Source organism: Bacillus kalamii, assembly GCF_047238185.1.
In the GTDB taxonomy this organism is placed as follows: domain Bacteria; phylum Bacillota; class Bacilli; order Bacillales; family DSM-1321; genus Bacillus_AD.
Genome location: NZ_JBDFMI010000001.1, coordinates 501,631 through 525,409, shown reverse-complemented (window position 1 = coordinate 525,409; position 23,779 = coordinate 501,631). Strand labels below are relative to the sequence as shown.

The window sequence follows — 23,779 nt, the reverse complement described above, 5'->3', positions numbered from 1 at the left end:
CTTTTTCCATGTAACTTCTTGCATGCACTTGCTCTGCATGTCCACTACTTTACAACAGTTACCTCTAAGATGTTGTAAAAATATGTCAATAGACATTCGACTTTTTTCGTATTAATTCTACATATGTCTGAAGCATTTCTTGTTCCTGTTGTTTTTGTACATGAGCCAATAATGTTAAATAAGGTTGTTTATTATCTATTGGATCTATAGATGATACTAAGCTTTCATAACTGGCAACAGCAGTCCAGATACGCGCCATTAACGAATTATTGTGGAGAAACGCCATTTTTTTAAAGAAATCATGGTCAGTGAAAACCGACTCCTCGGCCCATTGAATCATTTCATCCCATTTTTCTTTTGGCACATCCTTTACGGCCAGCCTGAGGCAGTCCATTTCTAATAGATGCTTTGTTTGTGTTAATTTGTCTTTTATTTTCGGATCCTGTAAAAAGAAACCTCCAAGTATTTCGACAAGCTTATGTTGCTGAAAATCATTTATAAAGGTGCCTTCGCCCCGCCGAGTCTCAATTAGGCCCAAAAGCTCCAATGCGCGCAAAGCTTCCCTGACTGAGGAACGGCCAGCCTGAAGGCGTTCTGATAATTCTCGTTCAGAAGGAATTTTATCTCCTGGCAGGAGACCATCTTCTTCTATCATATTTTTCAATTTTTCAACAATATCCAAATATACCTTTGAAGACTTATGATCCTTTTTTTCCAATTCAACCTTCACTACTTTCCGATGATTGCCAGCTCTTTTGTTTTTGCTTTCACTTCTTCTGGATCTACTTTAATTCTTGCAACACCTGTTTCCATAGCAGCTCTGGCAACTGCAGCAGCTACTTCCGGTGCCACTCTTGGATCAAATGGCCCAGGGATAACATAATCCGCATTTAATTCTTCAGGTTTAATCAAGCCTGCGATTGCTTCGACCGCAGCCATTTTCATTTTTTCGTTTATATGTGTGGCTCTGACATCCAACGCGCCTCTAAAAATCCCCGGGAAAGCCAAGACATTGTTTACTTGGTTTGGAAAGTCCGAGCGGCCTGTACCGACAACCAAAGCACCCGCTTCTTTAGCCTCAGCCGGCATTATTTCCGGTGTAGGGTTTGCCATGGCAAAAATGATCGGGTTTTCATTCATCGATTCTACATGTTCCTTCGTAAGGCCTCCTGCAACAGAAACACCGATGAATACATCTGCCCCTTTAATCACATCGCTTAAGCTTCCTTCGATCTTATCACGGTTAGTCACTTCAGCAATTTTATCCTTAACTGTATTCATGCCGTATGTACGGCCTTCAAAAATGGCTCCTTTGCTGTCACACATGATCACTTCACGCACCCCGTACGTGAATAATAGTTTAATAATGGCTATTCCCGCAGCTCCGGCTCCATTGGCCACGACTTTGATCTCTGACATCGACTTGCCCGCCAATTTTAGCGCGTTCACAAGCCCGGCTACTGTTACGATAGCCGTGCCGTGCTGATCGTCATGGAATACAGGGATGTTTGTTTCCTTCTTGAGGCGTTCTTCAATGACAAAACAATTAGGTGCGGCGATATCTTCAAGGTTCACACCGCCAAAAGTCGGTTCGAGGTACTTAACCGTTTGGACAATTTGGTCTACATCTGTTGTATTTAGGCAAAGAGGGAATGCATCAACACCGGCAAAGCTTTTAAAAAGCACTGCCTTACCTTCCATAACAGGCATTGCAGCTTCAGGGCCAATATTGCCTAGGCCAAGCACAGCAGTGCCATCAGAAACGACTGCTACAGTGTTCCCCTTCATCGTATATTCATATACAAGTTCAGGTTTGTCGTAAATATCTTTGCAAGGTTCAGCGACTCCCGGAGAATAAGCTAAACTTAAATCCTGTGCATTTTTGACTTCTACTTTTGATACTGTTTCTAACTTTCCTTTATGAATGCGATGCATATGTAAAGCTTCATCTCTAAGTGTCATGAATTTCCACTCCTTATCAAATTAAAAAAAGGAAAACAAACAAATATTAGTGCAGCTTGCAGTGGTCAGACCACATTGCAATATATTTCACTATAACATAATTAAAAAGGATGTAAAACTCAAACATCTTTCACAATGACATTTTTTTCGCCTAATTCTTTCCTTAAATCCTCGGTCAAAGCCTGTGTAATTTGCACCCAATCCCACATAGGAAGCTGAATGGTCCGCTTTTCTTTTGACTGGTGGAGAACGACTCGGGTCTTGCCTGGATATTTTTTGAGGATGCGGTTTATTTTGGCCAACATCGATTGATGATCCTTGGAATCCTCTATCCGGATGTACATGATCTTTGATTCTTCCTTTTTCAAAGCCTTTAGCTCCTCAACTGGAATCAAGTCTTGGATGACAAATTGAGATTTCCCATTTCTCATTTCTACAACACCCAGAAACAATCCGATCATCCCTTTTTTAAAATGAAGGGAGTGCTTTTTATAAACTGCGGGAAACGCGACTGCTTCCAGTTCATCGCTTTCATCCGCCAGTGTAGCAAATGCCATCGCCTCCCCTTTCTTAGTCCGTATCGTCCTTTCATCCGCCAGGTATGCTGCTACAGCATGCTTTGTATCTCTTGTTTCCATCGCAGCGAATAGCGGGAGTGCGCCAAAATGGCGGTAAAGCGGTTTATAGGATGCCAAAGGATGATCGGAAATATAGAATCCTAACACCTCTTTTTCAAATTCAAGCTTTGTTTCCAAAGGAATCGGCTCTACTTCAATATATTTAGGCTTCAGGTCGAAGCCGGTTTCCTTGAAAAAATCAAAGCTTCCATCATCGCTTGATACAAGCTCTGCGTGGTCAAGGGCTACATCAAGGCTCGCGAGCAAAACAGCACGGTCCACGCCCCATTCATCAAAGGCTCCTGAATGGACAAATGCCTCCAGCAATTTTCGGTTCAGTAGATGGGGCGGCATCCTCATGCAGAAATCAAACAAGTCTGCAAAACGACCTTCTTTTCTTACTTGGACAATTTCCTTTACCGTATTTCCTCCGACGCCCTTAATCGCTGCAAGGCTGTAAATAATGCCTTCATCTGTTGCCTGGAAGGGATAATACCCGCTATTAATCGAAGGCGGCAGCAAGGAGATCTCCATTCTTCTTAATTCACGGGCATACAGAGCAATCTTAGAGTCATTACCGATTACACTGCTCATCAGTGCCGCCATGAAGAAAGAAGGAAAGTGCGCTTTTAAATAGGCAAGCTGGTAGGCAATCAAGCTATAAGCAGTGGCATGCGCCAACGGAAAACCATAATTGGCGAATTTGACGATATGGTTATAGATACGGTCAGCCACATCTTCCGGATACCCTTGCCGGACACTGCCCTGTACGAACGCCCGCCTTTGCTGCTCCAATGTTTCCGCCTTTTTTTTGGAAACTGCTCTCCTTAGAAGGTCTGCCTCTCCAAGTGAAAACCCGGCAAATTGAGAAGCAATTTGCATGATTTGCTCCTGGTAAACGATTATGCCATAGGTGTCTTTTAGGATTGGCTCCAAATCAGGATGTAAATAGTCAATCGGTTCCTCGCCATGCTTCCTTCTGATATAGGAAGGAATATTATCCATCGGACCGGGGCGATAGAGCGCATTGACGGCGACCAAGTCAGTGAAACGTTCAGGCTTCAGCCGTTTAAGGACACTTTTCATGCCTTCTGATTCAAACTGGAATATGCCTGTCGTATCGCCTTGGCCAAGCATTCTTAATGTTTGTTCATCATTTTCCGGAAATTGTTTTATATCTATTTTTTTGCCTGTTTTTAGCTGGATGGCGTTCAATACCCGTTCCATCAGAGTTAGGTTTCGCAATCCAAGGAAGTCCATTTTCAATAAGCCCAGTTCTTCGAGTTGATCCATGGTACATTGCGTCAAATGGATTCCATCATGGCCATCCTGTATAGCAATACTGTCTATAAGGGGAAAGGCACTAATCACTACGCCCGCAGCATGAGTGGATGTATGCCGGGGCAGCCCTTCTAGTTTCAAAGCTGTCTGGACCAATGTACGGTTCATGCCGTCTTCTTCCATATATCCCCTTAAAGCCTGCGATTCCCGGAGTGCTTCAGAAAGTGTCATACCGACCCTGCCAGAAACCATTTTTGACAGCTGCTCCAACTCTTTGTTATTCAACCCAAACACTCTGCCCGTATCCCTCAAAGCCGCTTTAGCAGCAAATGTCCCGAATGTGATAATTTGGGCAACATGCAATTCACCATACTTTTTAGCGACGTAGGCAATGACTTCATCCCTCCGGACATCCGAAAAGTCTATATCAATATCAGGCATGGTCACCCTCTCTGGATTCAAGAACCGCTCAAACAATAGGTTATATTTCATTGGATCGACATCTGTAATGCGAAGAACATAGGACACGAGCGATCCAGCGGCAGAGCCACGGCCCGGCCCTGTTATAATTTTTTGCTTGCGGGCAAATTTCATAAAATCCCAAACGATCAGGAAATAGTCGCTATATTTCATCTTTTTGATGACATTCAATTCGTATTGGAGACGCTTATAGTACTGTTCAGGAGCATTTGAATAACGTTCCTTAAATCCTTCTTTGCATAGCTGCTCCAATAGTTCATCCGCTGGAAGGTCTGAAGGATATTTTGGCAGGAGATTTTGGTGGAAAGCTATATCAAGGCGGCATTGTTCCGCAATCCGTACGGTTTGGCTTAACGCCTCCGGGTTATCCCGAAAAAGGGAAGCCATCTCTTCCCGCTTGCGAAAATAAAAAGGTTGTCCTTTATTAGCTTCTACGGTTATATCAGCCAGCTTATCTCCATTTTTCAAGGCTTGCATCGCCGTATATGCCAGAGCGTCCTCCCGTTCCAAATATAAAACCGGACTTGTGGCGACAGTGGTTGTCTCTGTTTCCACCGCCAATTGAAGGATTTTCTCCTGGCTCGCTGATTCTGGCTGTATAGATAAAGAAAAAGAGTCAGCGCCGAATAATTCCTTCCACAGCTCCACGCCTTTCCTTGCCTCTTCTTCCTTTTCATGATCTAAACAAGCCTCAATATATCCGCCCAGCCCCGGTGATATGGCGTATAGGCCTTCGCTGTAGCCTTTGAGCCAACGAAGCGGTATGCCTTCCTTGGATTTTGTCTGGATAGCGGAACTTATCTTCAATAAATGTTTATAGCCTGTATTATTTAGAGCCAACAACAAGAGTGGATAAGCTTCCTCTTCGTGGAGGACATCGGCAAGAAGGCCGATAATTGGCTTGATGCCTGATTTGCGGCATTCCTTATAAAAAGGAATGGCTCCATACATGACGTTCCTGTCTGCCAGGGCAATGGAGTCCATTCCATTATCTTTTGCGGCTTGTACCAATTCTTCAATCCTGACAGTGCTTGATAGCAAGCTGTATGCAGACTGCACATGAAGATGAACGAAATCCATATAAACCCCTCCCTTTCTATCGAAAGTTTTTCTTATCCTTTAGTATAAAGTCTTTTTCAGCAAAAAGAAAATATGTTCTGTTTTGGAGAAAAGGACTTAATTGCCTTTTTTCCTCATATACATGGATTAGGTTCGGCATGTCCAAGAATATGTAACTCTGTTGGTCTATGCCGTATACTTTTGTTATTTAATAAAGGATGGGATTCTATGAATGAAGCATTTTTTCCTGCTTTTTTAAATAGTTTTTTTATTGCTTTGGGTGTGCTGCTGGGAGGCTCGCTTATTGGGGGCATGGCTGCTTTTTTTACCAATCAGCCGCCCTTGACGGCCATCCTCCGTTTTTCGGAGAGTCTGCGCATTTGGGCGATTGTAGCAGCAATTGGAGGTACGTTCGATACGTTCTATACATTTGAAAGGGGGATTTTCAACGGGGAATCGCGGGACATCATTAAACAAATTCTATGGATACTTGCTGCTTTGGCGGGAGCCAATACGGGCGCGATTATCATCAAATGGTTTACACAGGAGCATATGCCCTTATGAAGTCTCCCTCGATCGACTTCAATAAAATGTGGCAGCGTTTCTTTGCGGGGATAGCCATCGGCGGCATCATCAGCTGGCTAATATTCCTTTACATGTACAGTTCGATGCAGGAGCGGCAAATTTCCACCATTATCGATTTGAAGCAAGAGATAGCCGAACAGAAAAATAAATTGGACATTTGGGAAAAGGAATCCAAAACACAGAATAAAGAAACCGTCAAAAAAATGACCATCCAGGAAATACAGGTCACGATCACTAATTACCGCGACTTCCACCTAGATTTATTATCGACACTGGAAGCCCAGGATGCGTTAAAAAAAGACCTCAGTTCCTTATTGACCAAGGATGTCGAAAGTGTTTACAAGAGTAAGCATCTTCTCAAGAAAACAATTGAAAACAAGCATGTTATCATGAATGAGAAGACATATACTTTCACAGTATCCGAAGTGTTGTTTTATTCCACCTTGCATATTGAAGTACTCGTTAAACGCCTGTGAAATCGAACAAAAGCTGCCCAATAGCAGGCAGCTTTTCCCTGTGGCCGTTATCCTTTATAGGAAAGGCATGCTTTTTCCACTTCAGCCATGACAGCGTCCACTTCTGTCCACGAAGATATGCTAGCCCCTGAAGCCAACGGATGGCCGCCTCCATTGAATTTTTTGGCGATTGTATTAATGATCGGCCCTTTTGAACGGAAACGGACACGGATTTCCTGATCCTCTTCTATGAAAAACACCCATGCCTTTAAGCCTTTTACGGCTCCTAAATTGCTTACTAAAAGCGATGCATCCGATGCTTTTGCCCCGTATTTTTGCAGGATATCCTTATCTAAAACCATTTTCCCTGCACCAGAAGGATAAATTTCGAAATGCTCCATTACATAGCCGTTCAAACGGAAAATATTTTCATCCAAATCGTAGAGGCTATTGTAAAGATCTGTTCGTGAAAATGAATATTCAATTAGATCACCAGCATATTTAAACGTTTTTTCAGTAGTGCTTGGATAAAGGAATCTTCCTGTATCACCTACTATCCCCGCATATAAAAGGCGTGCCGCCTCATTGTTCATCTTCAAACCTTTGTCTTTGCCATACAAATAAAATTCATAAATCAATTCACTCGTTGAACTGGCTTCCGTATCGACCCATACAAGATCTCCGTACGCATCATCGTTCGGATGATGGTCGATTTTAACGATTTTAGTTCCCTTTATATACCTTTGATCGCATACACGCTCCTGATTGGCTGTATCGCAGACAATGACCAATGCTCCCTCGTATACAGCTTCTTCAATTTGATCCAGTCTTTTCAGAAAGTGAAGAGATCTCTCTTCCTCTCCTACACAATAGATATTTTTCCCGGGGAAGGATGCCTTCAGTATCTCTGCTAGGCCGCATTGGGACCCATAGGCATCGGGATCCGGGCGCACATGCCTATGTAAAATAATCGTATTATACTCTTTAATGGCATTAAGAATCTCTTCTTGTATCATTCAACTATCCATCCCTTCCATTCCCGCCGGACAACAACGGAAACGCTCTGTTATTTTGTTCAATTTTTCCATAATTATAGCATTTACTGGATATTCCCGTTACAATAACTGTACAACAATACTAAAAACGGAGGTCCTTTATGCCAGTCTTTGTCATACTGATTACCCTTTCGGTCGGATTTTACCTTTTCTATAAAATTAGATTTTTCCGGACCAAACAGCCGATGGAACGCAAATGGCTATCCGCCAAATCATCGATGGCGCTGGGTTTGTTTGTGTTGTTATTCGGCATAAACCAACTATTCCTTTTTCAAACTGCGCTTACTTATATTATTTCAGCCATCTTTATCTTGATGGGAGCGCTTAGCCTCTGGGGCGGTTTTAAGTCTTACCGTTTCTTTCTTCCCTTAGCAGCAGATGAAGCTGACCAATTGAGACAGACAAGATAACTTTTGCACATATCACTTCAAGAAAAGGATGCTCTTGGCATCCTTTTCTTTTCCCCATTTTATTCTTAATGGCGGTCCAGTAATTGGCACATCATCATCGTCTTGCCGACCAGCTTGCCTTCATTGAACACTTCAATGTCCACCTTACCAAACTTACGGCCGACCTCCAGTACTTTAGGGACAATTTCAAGCTGACTGTCTATTTGTACAGGCTTGATGAAATAAATGGTCATATTCTCAACAACGAGGTCTCCCCTTTTAAATGTCCGAAGCACCCTATTTGCCGCTTCCGTTACAATGGTTGTGAATACACCATAGGAAATGGTCCCTAAATAATTGGTCATCTGCGGTGTGACTTCACATCTGTATACTTCTTCCCCCTTGCTCTTTCCATTCACAGAAACGAGCTGGGAAGCTATGACATCATCGATTGTCTCTCCGACTTGCGGCTGGCGTTGGATCATTTGCAGCGCCTTCAGCACATCCTGCCGGCTAATAATGCCTTGCAAATTCGTATGGTTGTCCACTACCGGCAACATTTCTATCCCTTCCCAAACCATTGTATGGGCTGAAGATGCAACGCTTGTCTTTCCGTTCACTGTCATCGGATGCTTGGTCATCACTTTATCAATCGGGGTTTCATGCGGAGATCCCATAATATCCTTCGCTGTCACCACACCGATTACTTTATTGTTTGCATCCACCACTGGAAATCTGCTGTGGGTTGTTTCTTCGTTGAGCTCAAACCAACGGCCGACCGTATCTCCTGAATGGAGATGGGCTGTATCGTTGACCGGGGTCAAAATATCTTCCACCTGAAGAATTTCTTTTTTGATCAACTGGTCATAAATGGCTCTATTGATCAGAGTTGCCACAGTAAACGTATCATAGCTGCTTGAGATAATAGGCAGCTGCAATTCGTCTGCTATCTTTTTCACATGATCGTCCGTATCAAAGCCACCTGTAATCAATACAGCAGCGCCTGCCTGAAGGGCGAGCTCATGTGCATTAGTTCTGTTACCGATAATCAAGAGGTTTCCTGCACCTGTATAACGCATCATAGCTTCCAGTTTCATAGCACCGATGACGAACTTGTTCAATGTTTTATGTAACCCAGCCTTGCCGCCGAGCACTTGTCCATCCACTATATTCACCACTTCAGCGTATGTCAGCTTCTCGATATTCTCTTTCTTTTTGCGTTCGATGCGGATGGTTCCGACACGCTCTATCGTACTGACATACCCTTTATTTTCTGCATCCTTAATCGCTCTATAGGCCGTTCCCTCACTTACGCCCAACTCTTTAGCGATTTGACGTACAGATATTTTTTCACCGATTGGGAGCTCATCTATATATTTTAATATTTGTTCATGCTTTGTAGCCAAAGCTCTTCACCCTTTACAAAAACCGTTTACCTCCATTATAAGGGTAAAGAGCATATAGATACAATTCTCGTCTTAATAATTGTAGCTTCTTTTTCTTTTCTTAGACGTTTTCACTGGCTTAGCCTGCTTTTTGTACTTGCCTTTATACAAAAGCGCAGCCATATTGCCTGCTGCCGCAAATAGCGCCAGCATCAGCCAGGCTCCGGCAAACCAGAGCTGTTCGGGCGATGAATAACTCTTCATTTGAGGCACTGCATAATACAGCATGCATATAATCAGCAATAAACATAAAATCAATCTTTCTCTCATGCCTATCCTTCCTCTCCTATTCTTCCACTATTAGCAGTGTATGCAGAAAGAACATAAAGAAGAATATTTTGCCCCACTTTGTCCAACGGGAGAGCTTGCCATCTGCAGATAAGCACCCGCAAATCAGCATTCCATATTTGAAATATGAACGCTGCCCTATAAACCCCATCAAAAAGCACATGCCTGCCAGCATGTGCTTGCCCTCTTATTAAAAGTGAATGGATTCCCCGGGGTGGAGGATTCTCCCTTTGCCTTTTGGCAGCATAGAAAGAAAACGCTCAGGGTCCTGTTGAATAGGAGGGAATGTATTATAGTGCATAGGCACAGCTACCTTCGGATCCAGGAATTCAACTGCCTTGGCAGCATCTTCAGGACCCATTGTAAAATTATCTCCGATCGGCACGAAGGCAAGGTCAATTGGATGACGTTCACCGATCAGCTTCATGTCAGAGTACAAAGCCGTATCGCCGGCGTGATAGATAGTGCGCCCTTCTATGGTCAGCAATACACCCGCTGGCTGTCCGCAATAAACGATTTGCTTATCTTTTGTAATAAAGCCGGAACCATGGAAGGCAGGGGTAAGCTTTACATTGCCGAAATCAAATTCCTTCGATCCTCCAATGCTCATTGGATGTGTATTTTCAACCCCTTGCCACTCCAGCATCGTTAGCAATTCGACGATTCCCACTACGAGGGAGCCATGTTTTTTTGCCAATTGAACTGTATCCCCGACATGGTCATCATGTCCGTGGGTTAAAATAATCACATCCGGCTTGAGATCCTCCACCTTTAAATCAGTCTGTCCATTGCCCGTAATATACGGGTCGATCAAGATCATTTTCCCATTTGTTTCAATTTTTACCACTGAGTGTCCGTGAAATGATACGTTCATGGTCCAATCCCCTTTCCATACAGATATTTCGCTACCTTTATACCCTTCTTTTCTTTAAGTATAACAGTTTGCAATTACCCTTTTATACTGGTAATCTCAAAATAGTTGATTCAATAGGAGGAATTAGAATGAATAATCGATTAGAGCTTTTTAAAAACTGGTTACAACAACAACATATTTCAGCTGCCTTCATCACATCTACAGAAAACGTTTTCCATTTAAGCGGCTTCTATAGCGATCCTCACGAGAGATTATTATCTTTGGCTGTCTTCCCCGATGCAGACCCAATTCTAATTTGCCCTAAGATGGAAGTGAATGATGCCAAACAAACAGGTTGGGCTCATGAAATTATCGGTTACACAGATATTGAAAATCCATGGGACATGATCAAGACAGCGATTGAAAAAAGAAATATTGATGTGAAAACAGTTGCTGTTGAAAAAGAACATATGAACATCGAGCGTTACGAAGCGATCCAGGAAGCTTTTGCCGCCCCTGCACTTGTTTCTGCAGAAGAAAAATTGCGCCAACTACGCATGATCAAGGACGAAAAAGAGCTGGAAATTCTTCGTGAAGCTTGCCGTCTAGCCGATTATGCAGTTCAAGTAGGGGTCAATGAAATCCAGGAAGGCAAGACAGAAATGGATGTCCTTGCCGCTATCGAATATGAAATGAAGAAAAAAGGCATCAATCAAATGTCCTTTGCCACAATGGTATTGACAGGCAAAAATGCAGCTTCTCCCCACGGCACTCCAGGGCAGGCTAAAATTAAAAAAGGCGACCTTGTCCTGTTCGATTTAGGTGTCGTTTATGAAGGATATTGCTCAGATATTACACGTACAGTTGCATATGGCGATATCAATGATAAGCAAAAAGAAATCTACGATACAGTCCTTGGTGCACAATTAGCGGCAATTGATCTAAGCAAGCCGGGCTCATTATGCTCTGAAGTCGATGCAGCAGCACGCAATTACATAGCCGAAAAAGGATATGGCGACTACTTCCCTCACCGATTAGGCCATGGCCTTGGCATTTCCGTCCATGAGTATCCTTCGTTGACGGAAACGAATACACTTCCTTTGCAAAAAGGAATGGTATACACAATTGAACCGGGAATCTACGTTCCAGACGTGGCCGGAGTTCGTATCGAAGATGACATTTATGTCACTGAAAACGGCTGCGAAATCCTGACAAAATTCCCTAAAGAATTGCAAATCATTAAATAAACCATCAAGAAAAGACTGCATCCTCCAAGATGCCCTCTTTTTGCCTAGGCGGAAGCAAATAAGCACGAAAAGAAAGCGATGCAATGATTGTTTCATGCATCGCTTTCTTCTATTCATGTTCTCTTTATTTCACCCGCTGCCGCCAATCTCCATACAAATTTCTATTTTTCTTTGCTTTTTTTTCTTTTTTCTTTCACAGGTTCATGCCCGTAGGCTTCCTGCAATTGCCGCTGCGTTTCTTCCAATCCTTTTTCATCGTATATAAATTCATTCTTTTGATTGTTTTTCAAAGCTGCCCCCCCTTTCTCCTGTCGTAATAGTAAAAAATCTTATTACTGTTAAAATTCGTTATTTTTCAACAAATTCACTATCTACATTTGATATAATAGTGAGTATACAAAAGGAGGCGCAATGATTATGAGTTTAACTTATAAAAACATTCTTGTCGCAGTGGATGGATCTAAAGAGGCTGAATGGGCATTTAAGAAAGCAGTCGAAATTTCTAAACGCAACAATGCAAAATTAGTCATTGCTCATGTAATTGACACTCGCAACTTTGCAACAATCGAAGCATATGACCGTACAATGGCGGAACGCTCTGAATCATATGCCAAGGAACTATTGGAAGAGTACAAAGCAGCCGCTGAACAAGATGGCGTACATACTGTTCAGGTTGAGGTCGAATACGGTTCTCCAAAAGTGAAAGTACCTAAAGACCTTGCCAAGAAACATAACATCGACTTGATCATCTGTGGGGCGACTGGCCTGAATGCTGTGGAACGCTTCCTTATAGGTAGTGTTTCTGAACATATCACCCGTTATGCACCATGCGATGTTTTGGTTGTCAGAACACAAAAAGAAAAAGAAGAAGAATAAGCATATACCGAAAAGAGCGCCAGAAACCATTCTGCGCTCTTTTTGTTCAATCCAAAAATGAACCTTGAGAATTGTCCTCTTTCACATCTATACTTCGTATTCTTACATTTTCCTGCCCGGGTGTCACTTCAATAATGACCTTTTTACCAAGCTCCCCATATTCAAAAATACTGTACTGGCTGATTTTATTGGGGCTTCCCTTCTCATTTAAACTTTTAAAGTCATGATATACAGCTTTGGGCAAGGTTCCCTGCAGTTCTTTTAAAAATAAAGCATCGATCTTACTGTAATTAGTGCCTGCCATTCCTATTCTCTGATACAGCTTCAAAGAAGTGTTCACTTGAAAGTAGCGATGATAGACAAACATCCCTATGATGATTATAAGCAATAAAACAATAATGACGTCTTTTTGTTTTGATTGTAAGCCATTCCGCATGCAGGACATGCTCCCTCCTTTCATACGGCCAATCACTTCTTATAAAAAGATGATATTTCCGCCGAAATATCATCTTAGAAAATCCCCCATTATGAACTAAGCTTCATTGCTCATGTCGAGTATTCTGATTGGGTTGCCTGAAGCATCCTGAAAAATAGCGTATCGTCCCGGCGGTATATCGCATGGCAGCTTCAAGAAGTCGAAATTCTCTTTATTGATTCGATAAAATTCATCAACACTGTCCACAATAAAGGTTCCCCCCGCAGCTACCCCTTCTCCGTCATCTTCAATCATTAATTGAACTTCTGAACCTGGCAGCTTTAAAGCAATTGTGTGGTCACCTTCCCGCCAAGCCTCTTCAAATCCTAATTCATCGCGGTAAAAGGATAATGATTCTTGCAGCCGTTCGACCGGATGGCATAAAAAAGCTAATTTCATGTGCTCTTCTCCTTCCATTTCAAACATGTTTAACCAATTATATATTTCTGCATTTGACTTCCATTTCCTTCTAATATTAGCTCGTTATGTACTTTTGTTTTTTTCGATAAATATGTATACTTAAGTCTTGCCATTCAACCATTAAATCGTTTTCGGCCACCAATTTCCATGCATTATAAGTGGTCTGTCCCTGTTTATTGAAAAAAATCTGTTCCCCGCAATAATAAGAGGCATGCTGGATAACTCCATTACCATCCTTCCAGACAGCAACATCTCCAGCAAAAAAAACCTCAGCTGCTGTTTCAGAATATAAGTGCTGCTTCAAGCACTCTAAAAATGTTTCCTGGTGAAGCCATTCATTCATCATCCACTCTGTCCCGCTGACTGCAAAGATAACAGCCGCTAAACAATTGGCGCCTTCATGTCTCCCAAACGAATTGGCATATAATTTTACATGTGATGGTACACCGTCATGAATGGCTTCACACTTTCCATCCTCCCACCACTTTCCCACCATTTTCATCATAGCGGCTTTTTTTATATCTGCGCTTAGCATATCCCACATGTTACGCTGGATCACGATAGATTCTCCTACAATATAACGAGACGGCAAGTTTACCCCTTTTTCAAAAAAGGAAATCGGCCATACCAATCCCCTTCCTATCTCTATCTGGACATTCAATAAATATGCCCGTTTCTTCTCCGGCAATTGTTCAATCCACTCCGGCCGGGCTACAATTACATAAGTGCATTTCTTTATATTCCAATATTCATAACTATTTACAAAGCCAATTTGGCTATAAGACGGATGCTGAAAAAATTCTTTGCTAGGCATCAAAAGAACATGGCGGACATCTATGTTCAACTTCTCAAGGTCAACTTCTGTTATAAAAAAGAGATCTTTCAAAGGTACATACGTATCTATCCAGAACTGTATATCCGAATCTGTCGGTATAAGCTTCACTTTCTTTTCTCCTTCCCCTTCTTTTTTGCTATGCCAGTTGCCGATTAGCTATTAGTTGCACATATCATCCAATATCCATCTTGATCTCCAACCCTGTCGGTTCATCGCCAAAAGGATCGCTATATTCTATAAAGAGCAGCTTTACGCCGATTAAATCATCCGGCAGCGGCGGAGAAACGATAAATGTGTGCGAATAATAGCCGTTCGATCCGCCGCTTCGTTCCTGTCGGCATTCATACTCTTCCCCTATCCATAATCCAAGAGTTTTCCGCTCACTTCTATCTATGCGGATATGGGTGATGACTTCCTCATTCCAATCGATATGCAGCTGGATGACGCTCGCATTCTCATATTGGCGTATATACGAAACAGAATAGAAGCGTTGATTCACTTCAGTCGAACGCAGCACTGGCAGATGCTTACGATATCCTGCAGGCTCTATTTTCGGCTTGAAAAACTCTGACAATCTCAACGTGCTGAAAACAGACCGAATAAAGTCTTCATGGAATCCAAACTCCCTTATCCATTCCATCAAAAGGGAGTCTGGCGGAAAACCGGATTGCGGTGATAAATCATTTCTTTTCTTTATAAGGGCACATATTTGCCTATCAATCGGAATCAGTTCTTCATCATAAATAGTTGAAAATCGACTGCCAGGAAAATTGCTCACCGCCATTCCTCCTTCTTTATCATGAGGTATTGATCCATAATGTATTTCATAAAATCGATCATCGTCTCTACTCTTTCCCTCTCCGTTCTATAAACACGATCCGTTTTTCCGAGGCGGATTGAGATTGCTTCCCGGATAATCGGCCGCCATTCCTCCGCCACATGATTAAGAGCGTACTCGCCTGCTCCGAGCTTTGAAATAACCGCATCCTCTCTTATCGTATAAAATTGCCTTAATAAGCCTAGAACAGACCATTCAATTTCTACATCAATCTGCTCCTTTGAAAGTAGACTGATGCTGTCTTTGCCCGCTTCCAAACCGCCAACTCTTGAAGTCCAGTAGCTGTTCATATTCGCGATCACATAAGGAATCAGGCTGCCTGCTTTGCCTCTAAGGTTCAACCCACAGGTTTCAGGGCCCAATACTCTGATTCCGTATTTTTCCATAACATGCCAAGTAACTGGATTATCATTGAAATATGGCCCGACATACAATTCACCGCTACTAACGTATGGTAATGATTGGCATTCCGAATGTACATCTTCCAAATCGCCCTTAGTCATATAGACTCCATCCATTTCTGGAGAAGGATAGGAAGCGGCTATCCAACGATGGATGTCTGCCACTTTTTCCAGCTCTTCATTTGTGAGGGGGCGCTTTATGACAGTAATGAAATCGATATCACTCGATCGTTCAACAAATGCCCCTAATGCGAGTGAACCATGTATATATAAACCTTCAACCATATCAGGAATGAGAACATTCATCCTCTCTATGTACATATGTAAAAGGCATTGAACTTTATCAGGCAATTTTGCGTTCATGCTTCCTCCTCCTATTTCGCATCGCTTTCCGTATGCTTCCTGAATAGATTCCATCGCTGATTCTAAGAATAGGTGTTATTACATTGGAAGCAATCCATCTGATGTTTTCGCTTCATAGGCAAGAAATAGTTTTCATTATCCTTTTTTTATTCATTCTTTTCCATATATTCTCTTAATTTTTGTATAATCCTTCTTTTACCTGCAGTAAAAAACACCCCTCCATAAATGGCTGGACGAGTGTTTTCAAGCGGTTGAATGCTGAAGGTAAAAGCTATAGTTATATTTTCCTTCCCCATTAACGCTGCTTTCAGACTCATTAGAACTATCCGCATTCTCCAATTCCTGGCTCACAACTGCCAGAACGGCTCCTGATGCCTGCACCCAATTGCCGATCGTATTGATGACTGTCCCTGTCTCATTGTCAGAAGGGAATCCTCCCGCCAGCACTTGCAGAGCCAGCCCGACCAACTGCAATACATTAGCGTATAAGCCATAAATATTGGAAAGAGTCGGTGTCTGTCCAAATGAATAAATGACTGCTAGCCCCGTTCCCGCTGCCTGGATGGCATTCCCTTGATTTAATAGCAGCTGTTGTAAGCCTGATTCCCTTTCAAGGAGAAAATCAGCGGCTATTTCCTCCAAATTGCCCGCAGCTATAATATAGTTGCCCAGTTTATTCAGAGAGAGAACTCTTTCATCATCAATTTGAATCCCAGTTCCCGTTACCTGAAGAATATCGCCGATATTATCAAGATTATATAAAAAAGATTGGCTGAAGATGTTACTCGGTGTATTGCCGATCGCTGACAAAATTGTTCCAATAGCTTCAATCCATAATGCAAAGGTCGTTGAATCTGTAACCGTCTCTTCGATCACCATTTTGGATCACCTATAGTAGTGTATACAAAAGGGGGCTTTTGGTTCAGAGCACACTATTTCATAAAATTTTGGAAACCATTGTTACAATTCCTAATTTGATGCAGAAGGCCTTATCATTTGACTATAAAACAGTTGTAACTTTAATTGTTACATGTAACAATTAAAGTTACATCTAAAAAGGAGGAATACATAATGAAAATTGCTATCATCGGCGCAACAGGAAAGGCCGGAAATCTATTGTTAAAGGAAGCGGCGGAAAGAGGGCATGAAGTGGCAGCTATCGTCAGAAATGCCCAAAAGGTAACAGACTCTAAGGTAAACGTCATTGAAAAAGATATTTTTGATTTAAAGGCGGATGATCTCAAACCGTTCGACGCCATTGTAAACGCATTTGGCGCTGTCCCCGGCCAAGAAAACCTTCATGTCCAAGCTGGCAGAGTATTGATAGATGCAATGAAAGGAGCGCCAGACACGCGCTTGATTGTTGTGGGAGGCGCCGGCAGCCTTTATGCAGATGAGCAAAAAACAACGCGTGTGATGGATACAGCTGATTTTCCTGATGAGTTTATTCCGACAGCTTCAAACCAAGGGAAAAACCTTGAAGATTTGCAGCAATCCCAAGGCTTTCACTGGACATTTATCAGCCCATCAGCCATTTTCGATCCAAGTGGAGAAAAAACGGGTTACCGTACTGGTGAAGATGTCCTTCTTGTAAATACTCAAGGTGAAAGCTACTTAAGCTATGCTGACTTTGCCACAGCAGCTTTGGATGAAATCGAGCAGCCCAAACATTTGAATCAACGTTATACGGTCATTTCAAACTAATTAGTCTGCAAATGAGAAAGGATGCGTGTATGCTAACGATTTCTCTTTTAGAGAACATTATCTATAGGTAAAATTCTTTGAGATAATAAAACCAAAAAAAACGCTTGGGGGTGTATTTCCCTAAGCGTTCTTCTTTTCTTATTGAATTGCATATCTGCTAACTTAAAGAGATCTCTCGCTTTGTGATGTGATTCGCACCCAAACGACAATTGGAATCATGGCTAGCGAAAGGATGGCTCCAATGAAAGCCAAAGCAGCATAACTTGATTGTGCAACAATAAAGCCAGATAAAGCGCCTCCTGATGCTCCAGCTAAAGCAATCAATACATCTACAGTACCTTGCGTTTTAGCTCGGGTGTCCGGTGATGCCGCATCAATAATCAGTGCTGTCCCGCTTATTAAACCGAAGTTCCAACCGATTCCTAGCAATGCTAAGGCCAAAATAAGCCCTGGCATAGAGTCTGCAGGAACTAGAGCAGCCACTAAACCAGCACTTAATAATGTAGCTCCTGAAGCAACTGCCATAAAAGTACGGCCCATTTTATCGACCAAATAACCGGTCACAAGTGAAGGAAGATACATTGCCCCAACGTGGATTCCAATTACTATCCCCACTTGAGCCATTTCTTGCCCATGGTGTTTCATGTGCACGGGAGTCATAGTCATAATGGCCACCATAATCATTTGTGTGAGGATCATGACGGCCGCCCCAACCATAATACCACGTTTATTTTTCTCATTTCCCTCCTTATCCGAACTATGTTCGGATTGAAGGCTCCTGGCTTTAGAATCTACAATTGCTTTTGCAACGATAAAAGGATCCGGCCGGAGTAGAATCATCAAAATCAATCCAGCAAGAATATAAGCAGCGGCAGCCAATAAAAATGGGTCTGACAATGGCGGAACTCCTACCGAAGTGGCAAATCCGCCCATTACATCAACTAAATTAGGACCTGCGACAGCACCTAACGTAGTTGACACCATAGCAATACTGACAGCTGTGGCCCTTTGAGCCGAATTGGCCATGTCAGTTCCAGCATATCGCGCCTGTAAGTTAGTTGCAGTACCTGCCCCATATATAAACAATGAAAAAAACAAAAGCGCAATGCTGTCTGTTTTAGCCGCTGCAACTACACCTATCGCCCCGATTCCACCGGCAATAAAACCAGTGGAAAGACCAAATCTTCTGCCAAAACGTTGCGATAGCCAACCAACTAGGAAAGCTGCTAAAGCAGAACCTAACGTGAATAATGCAGTCGGAACACCAGCAAAGCTGCTTGTACCTAACATATCTTGGGCAATTAACGCTCCAACAGTTATACCTGCCGCCAATCCCGCTCCCCCAAACATTTGGGATATTACAACAATAATTAGCGTCCTTCTGTATAGCTGTACCTGTTTTTCAGGAGAATCAACGTATTCTTGTATATGTGATGATAATCTTCCATCCAATATTTCGTCCCCCTTTCAGTACGTTCTTTTCATATATGAGTAGTTCATCTGTGATTTACATTCCATCATGCATTCTCTTTTCGTTAAGGGGTATTCGGCTATTCTGCTCCATACATTCCAAAATGAAAAGGCTGCCTAGATGGCAGCCCCAGCTTTCCCCCCATCGAATCTTGAATTTGTTGTCTACTAGTCTTGAGTGCTTTCATCGCTTTTATATTCTAAAATGTCTCCAGGCTGGCAGTCCAACGCTTTGCAAATGGCCTCTAACGTTGTTAGCCTAATAGCCTTTGCCTTCCCATTCTTCAATATAGAAAGGTTAGCCATTGTTATTCCAACCCTCTCTGACAGTTCCGTTACACTCATTTTTCTTTTGGCCAACATCACATCAATATTGATTATTATTGCCATGTTTATCACCTCAGACCGTTAAGTCATTTTCTGATTTTATATCAATCGCTTCTTTTAACAGTTTTTGAAGAACAGCTGCAAAGACAGCGATTACCATTGAAGCAAAAATGATGACCAAGCCGATCAGAATAACACCTGGGGCGTCATCTCTATCCGCTATTAGATAAAAGAGCGGCAAGCCTGCCACATACAAAATACTGATTGTGATTGCACAATTTTTTATCTGTTTCAAATGGCGCACAGATATTTCCGAGAATGCTTTATTTTTGTCAATATAGCATAAAAGTTTAAAGGTTTGATATAAAGCAAAGTAAAAAGGGATCGCTGTTACATAAAAAAAGAGTATAACGAGGTATTTGATAAATGAACTATCCGGAACCAATACTGCCGCATAATCCGCTATCTTAGGCACCAAAAAGATGCATAAGGCAAGAACCGGAATTCCCATGAGAATAACCGTTACCTTTAAAAAGAGCGTTGACACTTTCTTCATAAAAAGCACCTCACATAGTTTTATACCCTTGAATGTACCATACTATTTATCGATTAACAATAAATTTTTATTGATATGTATAATTGAATACTTCATCTGAAGACACACCTTCGGTTTAGAAATACACTGTTTTTTCCCTATAAGGAAGCCTCCTCATACGTTCCATAAGAAAAAACGGCCTTTGCCTTCTACTTGTTATGTGTATAAGTATCTTATTTTCGTATTCCATTTAAATCACCATAATGGCCAACAATTCCTTTAGCTCCACTAAAGTAGAGATGAAAAAACTTTGATCACTTTCCATTTCAACGAATAATGAGTGCATGTTCTTGCCTATAGCCTTGTAGACCAATTTGTCCAAATTGGTTAAACACAACTTCTACTTTTATAGTTGTTTCATAGTTTATAAAAACAGAGTATTCTTTTTCCACAGACCTTTTTTCAATGGCCAAGCCTTCTTTCTATAATAAACCCTTGTTGAAAAAGAATTCCAAATTCCTTAAAAAATACACACCGGACTAAATATAGGTGCATAACATGCCTATAAGTTTATGTATAAATAGTAGAGGTGAAAAAGACTGATGGTTTCATATATGGATTATACATCTCCATCCACTCAGTATACATCTGATGTAAATAATAGCACCTTGTTTCAGAAAGATAACAAAAACTATATCAATGTTTTAGGTATACAACAGTTGAACACACTTGAAAATGTGTCGCTCCTGGATATTTTCCTCAGTAGAAATAATGTTGTGGAACCGCATTACCATCAAAATGCAGCCGAACTCGTCTATTGCATTTCCGGTTCTGCTACTGTATCCATTCTGAATCCTTTCACAAAACAATTGCTCGATTTCACCATTACACCTGGACAAGTGGCAAATGTCCCTCAAGGATGGTGGCATTATGAAATAGCTTTAATAGATGATACACATCTTTTGGCCATTTTTAACGCACCTACTCCAGAAGTGATTTTAGGTTCCGATATTTTGACATTTACTCCTGCAAATGTCATGTCTCATACCTATTGCATGGATCAAAACCAATGGGAACAAGCAATTGCACCTATTAAGCCCTCTACTTATATCGGGCCTTACAAGGACTGCAGAATAAACGAAAATAATTCTTATCGAAAGCATCAACAAGTCCAATATATCCAACAATACCCACAGAATCCATACATTCATCCGTATCGCCAATATTGAACTAACACATATTCAAATATCCCTGATCTGCATGGGATATCTGTTTAGCTACTGTGATTTCTGTCCTTGACATGAATAGGTAGCCATATAAAAAAATCGCACCGGATTCGATTGCGATTTTTTTAGTTGAACTTAATATGTTTAGACTTATATGGTCCTAGTTTTTTTCCGGCAAGAGAACCTAAATGATCCCCTTATAGTTCATGGCTGCTCTAACTGAAGTCCGGATAAAATATCCACCAATGTCAATTCTGCCAATTTTCCTTTAACTGTCTGATCAATTTTACTAAATGTCTCATGTAATGTTGATTGAATGTTTTTCCCTACCTCACAATTAGGATTCGGGCCTTTGTGTATGGAAAAAAACTCTTCATTTGAAGAAACTGCTTCATAAATATCCAGCAACGTAATTTCGGAAGGTTCCTTTGATAGCTTAAACCCTGTTACTCCTGCCCTGGAAGAGAGCAGGCCAGCTTTCTTCAGAAGGCTGCTTGTGCGCCTGATAACAACAGGATTCGTATTCACACTGCCTGCAATAAACTCGGAAGACATCTGCTGCGCCGGATTGGATGCAATAAGCGCCAATATATGAATCGCCACAGAAAAACGTGTGTTTACCATTTTTTCACCACCATTGTTGTCAAGTTTACGTAACAGCTGCTATGAAGTCAATAAGTAACAACTGTCCATCTTATAATTGTAACAGATCATGGTACACACCAGACATATCTGCACCCTCCAATCCCCTCCGAATGGAAATAATCAATTATTTTTATTCTTGGGCTTGATGATATCTCCATCTGCCGTTCGGATTTCAAGAGGTTCAACGATTGAATCAATCCCTATATTCAGAAAAGGGGTTTTTTCTTTCTCATTGCCATCCTCCACTTTCAACATAATTTCTGTATTTCCCAACTTGCTCACCTTTTTTATTTTTATTTTTTTACCAGCATATTTTTCACCGAATAGTATGCTAATCTGCTTTGAGCCTTCAGAGATAGTGGATACTGTATAATAGCTGTCCAGCGAAGGGGCATTTACCGTTTTTACACCTTGGTCAATCACCCAGTAATCCTCGCTCAAGAAGAAAATCAATCCAATGGTTACAAAAAATAAGAAGGGAGAGATGATCAAAATGGATTTATCTGCTCTATTCAGGGGTCTTTTATTCATTTTTCGGGTTATTAACGGAAGCAGCAGCACCCCTACAGTGGCTACAATTAATAAGCCAGCCCCTAAAAAGCCATATGCCATCCCTTCAAATCCGCCAATTTTAAATAAACCATACGCAGTAATGAGCACAGAAGATAGGAATGTTACTAAAGGAGCAAAATAAAACGCGCCGTTTTTCTTAGAAGCGATTAAAGTGAAGAGAAAAATAAGGAAACCAAAAAACAAGCCAAACAGAATAAGAGAAAGCATGATCTGCACCTCCAAAATTGGTTAGTTAAAAAATGCAAGGAAATGGTCAAAAAACAATACAATCATCAAATCAAAGATAACGGAAGCCCATATCCATTTTTTATTAAAAAATGTAATCGTGAATATAATCAAGAATAAAGAAGCAGGAAGATAAAATAAGTACAGGACTCCTTGTATATATTCCATTGCCGCAATGGAAGATGTTTCCCAATCATAAAAATGCAATCCTGAATAAAGAATATAAAAGAGAATGACAGCCCTGATAAAAATAAGAAATAGTTTTAGTCCGCGATTAAATTGAACTAATTTTTTTAATGGCCTAATCTCCATTTCATTTGAAGGAGTCGCTTTCGGCAAACTTTCATCTGCTCTAATTACGTTCTTATAGAAATGTCGGCATTCAGAGCAATGCTGAATGTGTTCCAACACGATTTCCTTTGTTTCATCGTCTAAATCATTAATAACAGGAATTAACTCAAAAGCTAGTAAATGAATCTTTTGATTAACATCCATTTCATTTTTACCTCTCTTTAGCCATTTGTTTTCTCATCCTGAACACTTTTGATTTTAATGTAGAGATAGGTATATCCAGTAAATCGCTAATTTCTTGGTAATCATAGCCATAATGTACTTTAGCGAGAAGGATCGTCCGATCGATTGTAGATAAATCTCCAAGTAAGCTATCAATCTGGCTGTTCATTACCATTTTCATTTCCGGTGTCTGATTATTGATTAATAAGGATTCCATCAGATTTCCATCCTTTAGCAGTTCCGGTTTTTTCTTTTTGTAATAATCCAACAACGTATTTTTAGCTCCTTTCACTAGCCAGCTTTTCATATACACCACATTTAAAATAAGCGAAGGATTCATAAGGATTTTTGCAAATAGATCTTGAATAACGTCATCTGCCATCTCTTCATTTTTGGTTAGACTAATCAATAAATTCCTCAAATAAACATAATGTTCTTTATATATTTGTTCAATGAATTCCAATGGGTTCATTTTAGGCATTTTCCCCCTGCAAAATCTCTCTATAAGGACGATTCAAAACCAAGAAAGTTGCATATTATGGAAATTTTCTCGATCTGTAAAGCGTTAAACATTCACATTTAGGCAAAACAAAAAGACCGTCGATTTGACAGTCTTAAGATATCCATCATCCATTAC

General features: G+C 41.2%; 28 protein-coding genes. 7 read left to right on the top strand and 21 right to left on the bottom strand.

Going from position 1 to position 23,779, the window contains the following annotated elements; all coding sequences use genetic code 11:
- Positions 1-85: 85 nt before the first annotated feature.
- The 3 genes from ABC357_RS02725 to dnaE all read right to left on the bottom strand — a co-directional run bounded on the left by ABC357_RS02725 (position 86) and on the right by dnaE (position 5,420).
- Positions 86-718, bottom strand: coding sequence for a FadR/GntR family transcriptional regulator (locus tag ABC357_RS02725; protein ID WP_412886024.1), 633 nt, complete (start codon positions 716-718; stop codon positions 86-88).
- Positions 719-729: 11 nt separating this feature from the next.
- On the bottom strand, positions 730-1,962 hold the full coding sequence (ystJ, locus tag ABC357_RS02720) for an NADP-dependent malic enzyme (protein ID WP_412886023.1): 1,233 nt from the start codon (positions 1,960-1,962) through the stop codon (positions 730-732).
- Between the two features lie 119 nt (positions 1,963-2,081).
- A complete protein-coding gene (gene dnaE / locus ABC357_RS02715) occupies positions 2,082-5,420 on the bottom strand; it encodes a DNA polymerase III subunit alpha (protein ID WP_412886022.1) in 3,339 nt (1,112 codons plus the stop codon).
- Between the two features lie 207 nt (positions 5,421-5,627).
- Here dnaE and ytrH point away from each other — a divergent pair, with 207 nt between their 5' ends.
- Positions 5,628-5,963: a sporulation membrane protein YtrH gene (gene ytrH, locus ABC357_RS02710; RefSeq protein ID WP_412886021.1), complete on the top strand. Its 336-nt coding sequence runs from the start codon at positions 5,628-5,630 to the stop codon at positions 5,961-5,963.
- The gene (ytrI, locus tag ABC357_RS02705) at positions 5,960-6,460 is read left to right on the top strand and encodes a sporulation membrane protein YtrI (RefSeq protein WP_412886020.1); all 501 of its coding nucleotides are present in this window, start codon (positions 5,960-5,962) and stop codon (positions 6,458-6,460) included. The genes ytrH and ytrI overlap by 4 nt, the downstream gene beginning before the upstream one ends.
- A gap of 47 nt (positions 6,461-6,507) precedes the next feature.
- Here the strand turns inward: ytrI and ABC357_RS02700 are convergent, their stop codons facing one another.
- Positions 6,508-7,452, bottom strand: coding sequence for a DHH family phosphoesterase (locus tag ABC357_RS02700; protein ID WP_412888557.1), 945 nt, complete (start codon positions 7,450-7,452; stop codon positions 6,508-6,510).
- Positions 7,453-7,595: 143 nt separating this feature from the next.
- Between ABC357_RS02700 and ABC357_RS02695 the strand changes: the two genes are divergently transcribed.
- Complete coding sequence (locus tag ABC357_RS02695) at positions 7,596-7,904, top strand: YtpI family protein (RefSeq protein WP_412886019.1); 309 nt, start codon at positions 7,596-7,598, stop codon at positions 7,902-7,904.
- Positions 7,905-7,969: 65 nt separating this feature from the next.
- On the opposite strand, the gene ABC357_RS02690 is transcribed toward ABC357_RS02695, so the two are convergent.
- The 3 genes from ABC357_RS02690 to ABC357_RS02680 form a co-directional block, all read right to left on the bottom strand.
- Positions 7,970-9,289 carry a DRTGG domain-containing protein gene (locus ABC357_RS02690; protein WP_412886018.1) on the bottom strand — a complete coding sequence of 440 codons (1,320 nt, stop codon included), beginning with the start codon at positions 9,287-9,289 and terminating at the stop codon, positions 7,970-7,972.
- A gap of 72 nt (positions 9,290-9,361) precedes the next feature.
- Positions 9,362-9,598, bottom strand: coding sequence for a hypothetical protein (locus ABC357_RS02685; protein ID WP_412886017.1), 237 nt, complete (start codon positions 9,596-9,598; stop codon positions 9,362-9,364).
- Between the two features lie 208 nt (positions 9,599-9,806).
- A complete protein-coding gene (locus ABC357_RS02680; protein ID WP_412886016.1) occupies positions 9,807-10,490 on the bottom strand; it encodes a metal-dependent hydrolase in 684 nt (227 codons plus the stop codon).
- 128 nt (positions 10,491-10,618) lie between these two features.
- On the opposite strand from ABC357_RS02680, the gene ABC357_RS02675 reads away from it, so the two are divergent.
- The gene (locus ABC357_RS02675; protein ID WP_412886015.1) at positions 10,619-11,716 is read left to right on the top strand and encodes a M24 family metallopeptidase; all 1,098 of its coding nucleotides are present in this window, start codon (positions 10,619-10,621) and stop codon (positions 11,714-11,716) included.
- A 161-nt stretch (positions 11,717-11,877) separates the two neighbouring features.
- Here the strand turns inward: ABC357_RS02675 and ABC357_RS02670 are convergent, their stop codons facing one another.
- Positions 11,878-12,006 carry a hypothetical protein gene (locus tag ABC357_RS02670; protein WP_412886014.1) on the bottom strand — a complete coding sequence of 43 codons (129 nt, stop codon included), beginning with the start codon at positions 12,004-12,006 and terminating at the stop codon, positions 11,878-11,880.
- A gap of 127 nt (positions 12,007-12,133) precedes the next feature.
- Between ABC357_RS02670 and ABC357_RS02665 the strand changes: the two genes are divergently transcribed.
- The gene (locus tag ABC357_RS02665) at positions 12,134-12,592 is read left to right on the top strand and encodes a universal stress protein (RefSeq protein WP_412886013.1); all 459 of its coding nucleotides are present in this window, start codon (positions 12,134-12,136) and stop codon (positions 12,590-12,592) included.
- A 46-nt stretch (positions 12,593-12,638) separates the two neighbouring features.
- Here the strand turns inward: ABC357_RS02665 and ABC357_RS02660 are convergent, their stop codons facing one another.
- The 6 genes from ABC357_RS02660 to ABC357_RS02635 all read right to left on the bottom strand — a co-directional run bounded on the left by ABC357_RS02660 (position 12,639) and on the right by ABC357_RS02635 (position 16,803).
- On the bottom strand, positions 12,639-13,028 hold the full coding sequence (locus ABC357_RS02660; protein ID WP_412886012.1) for a hypothetical protein: 390 nt from the start codon (positions 13,026-13,028) through the stop codon (positions 12,639-12,641).
- A 96-nt stretch (positions 13,029-13,124) separates the two neighbouring features.
- A complete protein-coding gene (locus tag ABC357_RS02655) occupies positions 13,125-13,466 on the bottom strand; it encodes a VOC family protein (protein WP_412886011.1) in 342 nt (113 codons plus the stop codon).
- Positions 13,467-13,542: 76 nt separating this feature from the next.
- Entirely contained in the window at positions 13,543-14,430 is an 888-nt protein-coding gene (locus ABC357_RS02650; protein WP_412886010.1) for a hypothetical protein, read from the bottom strand.
- A 64-nt stretch (positions 14,431-14,494) separates the two neighbouring features.
- The gene (locus ABC357_RS02645) at positions 14,495-15,100 is read right to left on the bottom strand and encodes a hypothetical protein (RefSeq protein ID WP_412886009.1); all 606 of its coding nucleotides are present in this window, start codon (positions 15,098-15,100) and stop codon (positions 14,495-14,497) included.
- Entirely contained in the window at positions 15,097-15,924 is an 828-nt protein-coding gene (locus tag ABC357_RS02640) for an aminoglycoside adenylyltransferase domain-containing protein (protein WP_412886008.1), read from the bottom strand. Before ABC357_RS02640 ends, ABC357_RS02645 begins: the two co-directional genes overlap by 4 nt.
- A 243-nt stretch (positions 15,925-16,167) precedes the next feature.
- Positions 16,168-16,803: a DUF6944 family repetitive protein gene (locus ABC357_RS02635; protein ID WP_412886007.1), complete on the bottom strand. Its 636-nt coding sequence runs from the start codon at positions 16,801-16,803 to the stop codon at positions 16,168-16,170.
- A gap of 192 nt (positions 16,804-16,995) precedes the next feature.
- On the opposite strand from ABC357_RS02635, the gene ABC357_RS02630 reads away from it, so the two are divergent.
- Positions 16,996-17,628: an NAD(P)-dependent oxidoreductase gene (locus tag ABC357_RS02630; RefSeq protein WP_412886006.1), complete on the top strand. Its 633-nt coding sequence runs from the start codon at positions 16,996-16,998 to the stop codon at positions 17,626-17,628.
- 162 nt (positions 17,629-17,790) lie between these two features.
- On the opposite strand, the gene ABC357_RS02625 is transcribed toward ABC357_RS02630, so the two are convergent.
- The 3 genes from ABC357_RS02625 to ABC357_RS02615 form a co-directional block, all read right to left on the bottom strand.
- Positions 17,791-19,080, bottom strand: a complete 1,290-nt coding sequence (locus ABC357_RS02625) for an MFS transporter (protein ID WP_412886005.1) — start codon at positions 19,078-19,080, stop codon at positions 17,791-17,793.
- Positions 19,081-19,266: 186 nt separating this feature from the next.
- A complete protein-coding gene (locus ABC357_RS02620) occupies positions 19,267-19,488 on the bottom strand; it encodes a helix-turn-helix domain-containing protein (protein WP_412886004.1) in 222 nt (73 codons plus the stop codon).
- A 10-nt stretch (positions 19,489-19,498) separates the two neighbouring features.
- Positions 19,499-19,981 carry a DUF2975 domain-containing protein gene (locus ABC357_RS02615; protein WP_412886003.1) on the bottom strand — a complete coding sequence of 161 codons (483 nt, stop codon included), beginning with the start codon at positions 19,979-19,981 and terminating at the stop codon, positions 19,499-19,501.
- A 581-nt stretch (positions 19,982-20,562) separates the two neighbouring features.
- Between ABC357_RS02615 and ABC357_RS02610 the strand changes: the two genes are divergently transcribed.
- A complete protein-coding gene (locus ABC357_RS02610; protein ID WP_412886002.1) occupies positions 20,563-21,189 on the top strand; it encodes a cupin domain-containing protein in 627 nt (208 codons plus the stop codon).
- A 201-nt stretch (positions 21,190-21,390) separates the two neighbouring features.
- Here the strand turns inward: ABC357_RS02610 and ABC357_RS02605 are convergent, their stop codons facing one another.
- The 4 genes from ABC357_RS02605 to ABC357_RS02590 all read right to left on the bottom strand — a co-directional run bounded on the left by ABC357_RS02605 (position 21,391) and on the right by ABC357_RS02590 (position 23,614).
- Positions 21,391-21,810: an Rrf2 family transcriptional regulator gene (locus ABC357_RS02605; protein WP_412886001.1), complete on the bottom strand. Its 420-nt coding sequence runs from the start codon at positions 21,808-21,810 to the stop codon at positions 21,391-21,393.
- A 141-nt stretch (positions 21,811-21,951) separates the two neighbouring features.
- Positions 21,952-22,611, bottom strand: coding sequence for a YesK family protein (locus tag ABC357_RS02600; RefSeq protein ID WP_412886000.1), 660 nt, complete (start codon positions 22,609-22,611; stop codon positions 21,952-21,954).
- A 21-nt stretch (positions 22,612-22,632) separates the two neighbouring features.
- Positions 22,633-23,124 carry a zf-HC2 domain-containing protein gene (locus ABC357_RS02595; protein WP_412885999.1) on the bottom strand — a complete coding sequence of 164 codons (492 nt, stop codon included), beginning with the start codon at positions 23,122-23,124 and terminating at the stop codon, positions 22,633-22,635.
- A gap of 7 nt (positions 23,125-23,131) precedes the next feature.
- Positions 23,132-23,614: an RNA polymerase sigma factor gene (locus tag ABC357_RS02590; protein WP_412885998.1), complete on the bottom strand. Its 483-nt coding sequence runs from the start codon at positions 23,612-23,614 to the stop codon at positions 23,132-23,134.
- Positions 23,615-23,779 lie beyond the last annotated feature (165 nt).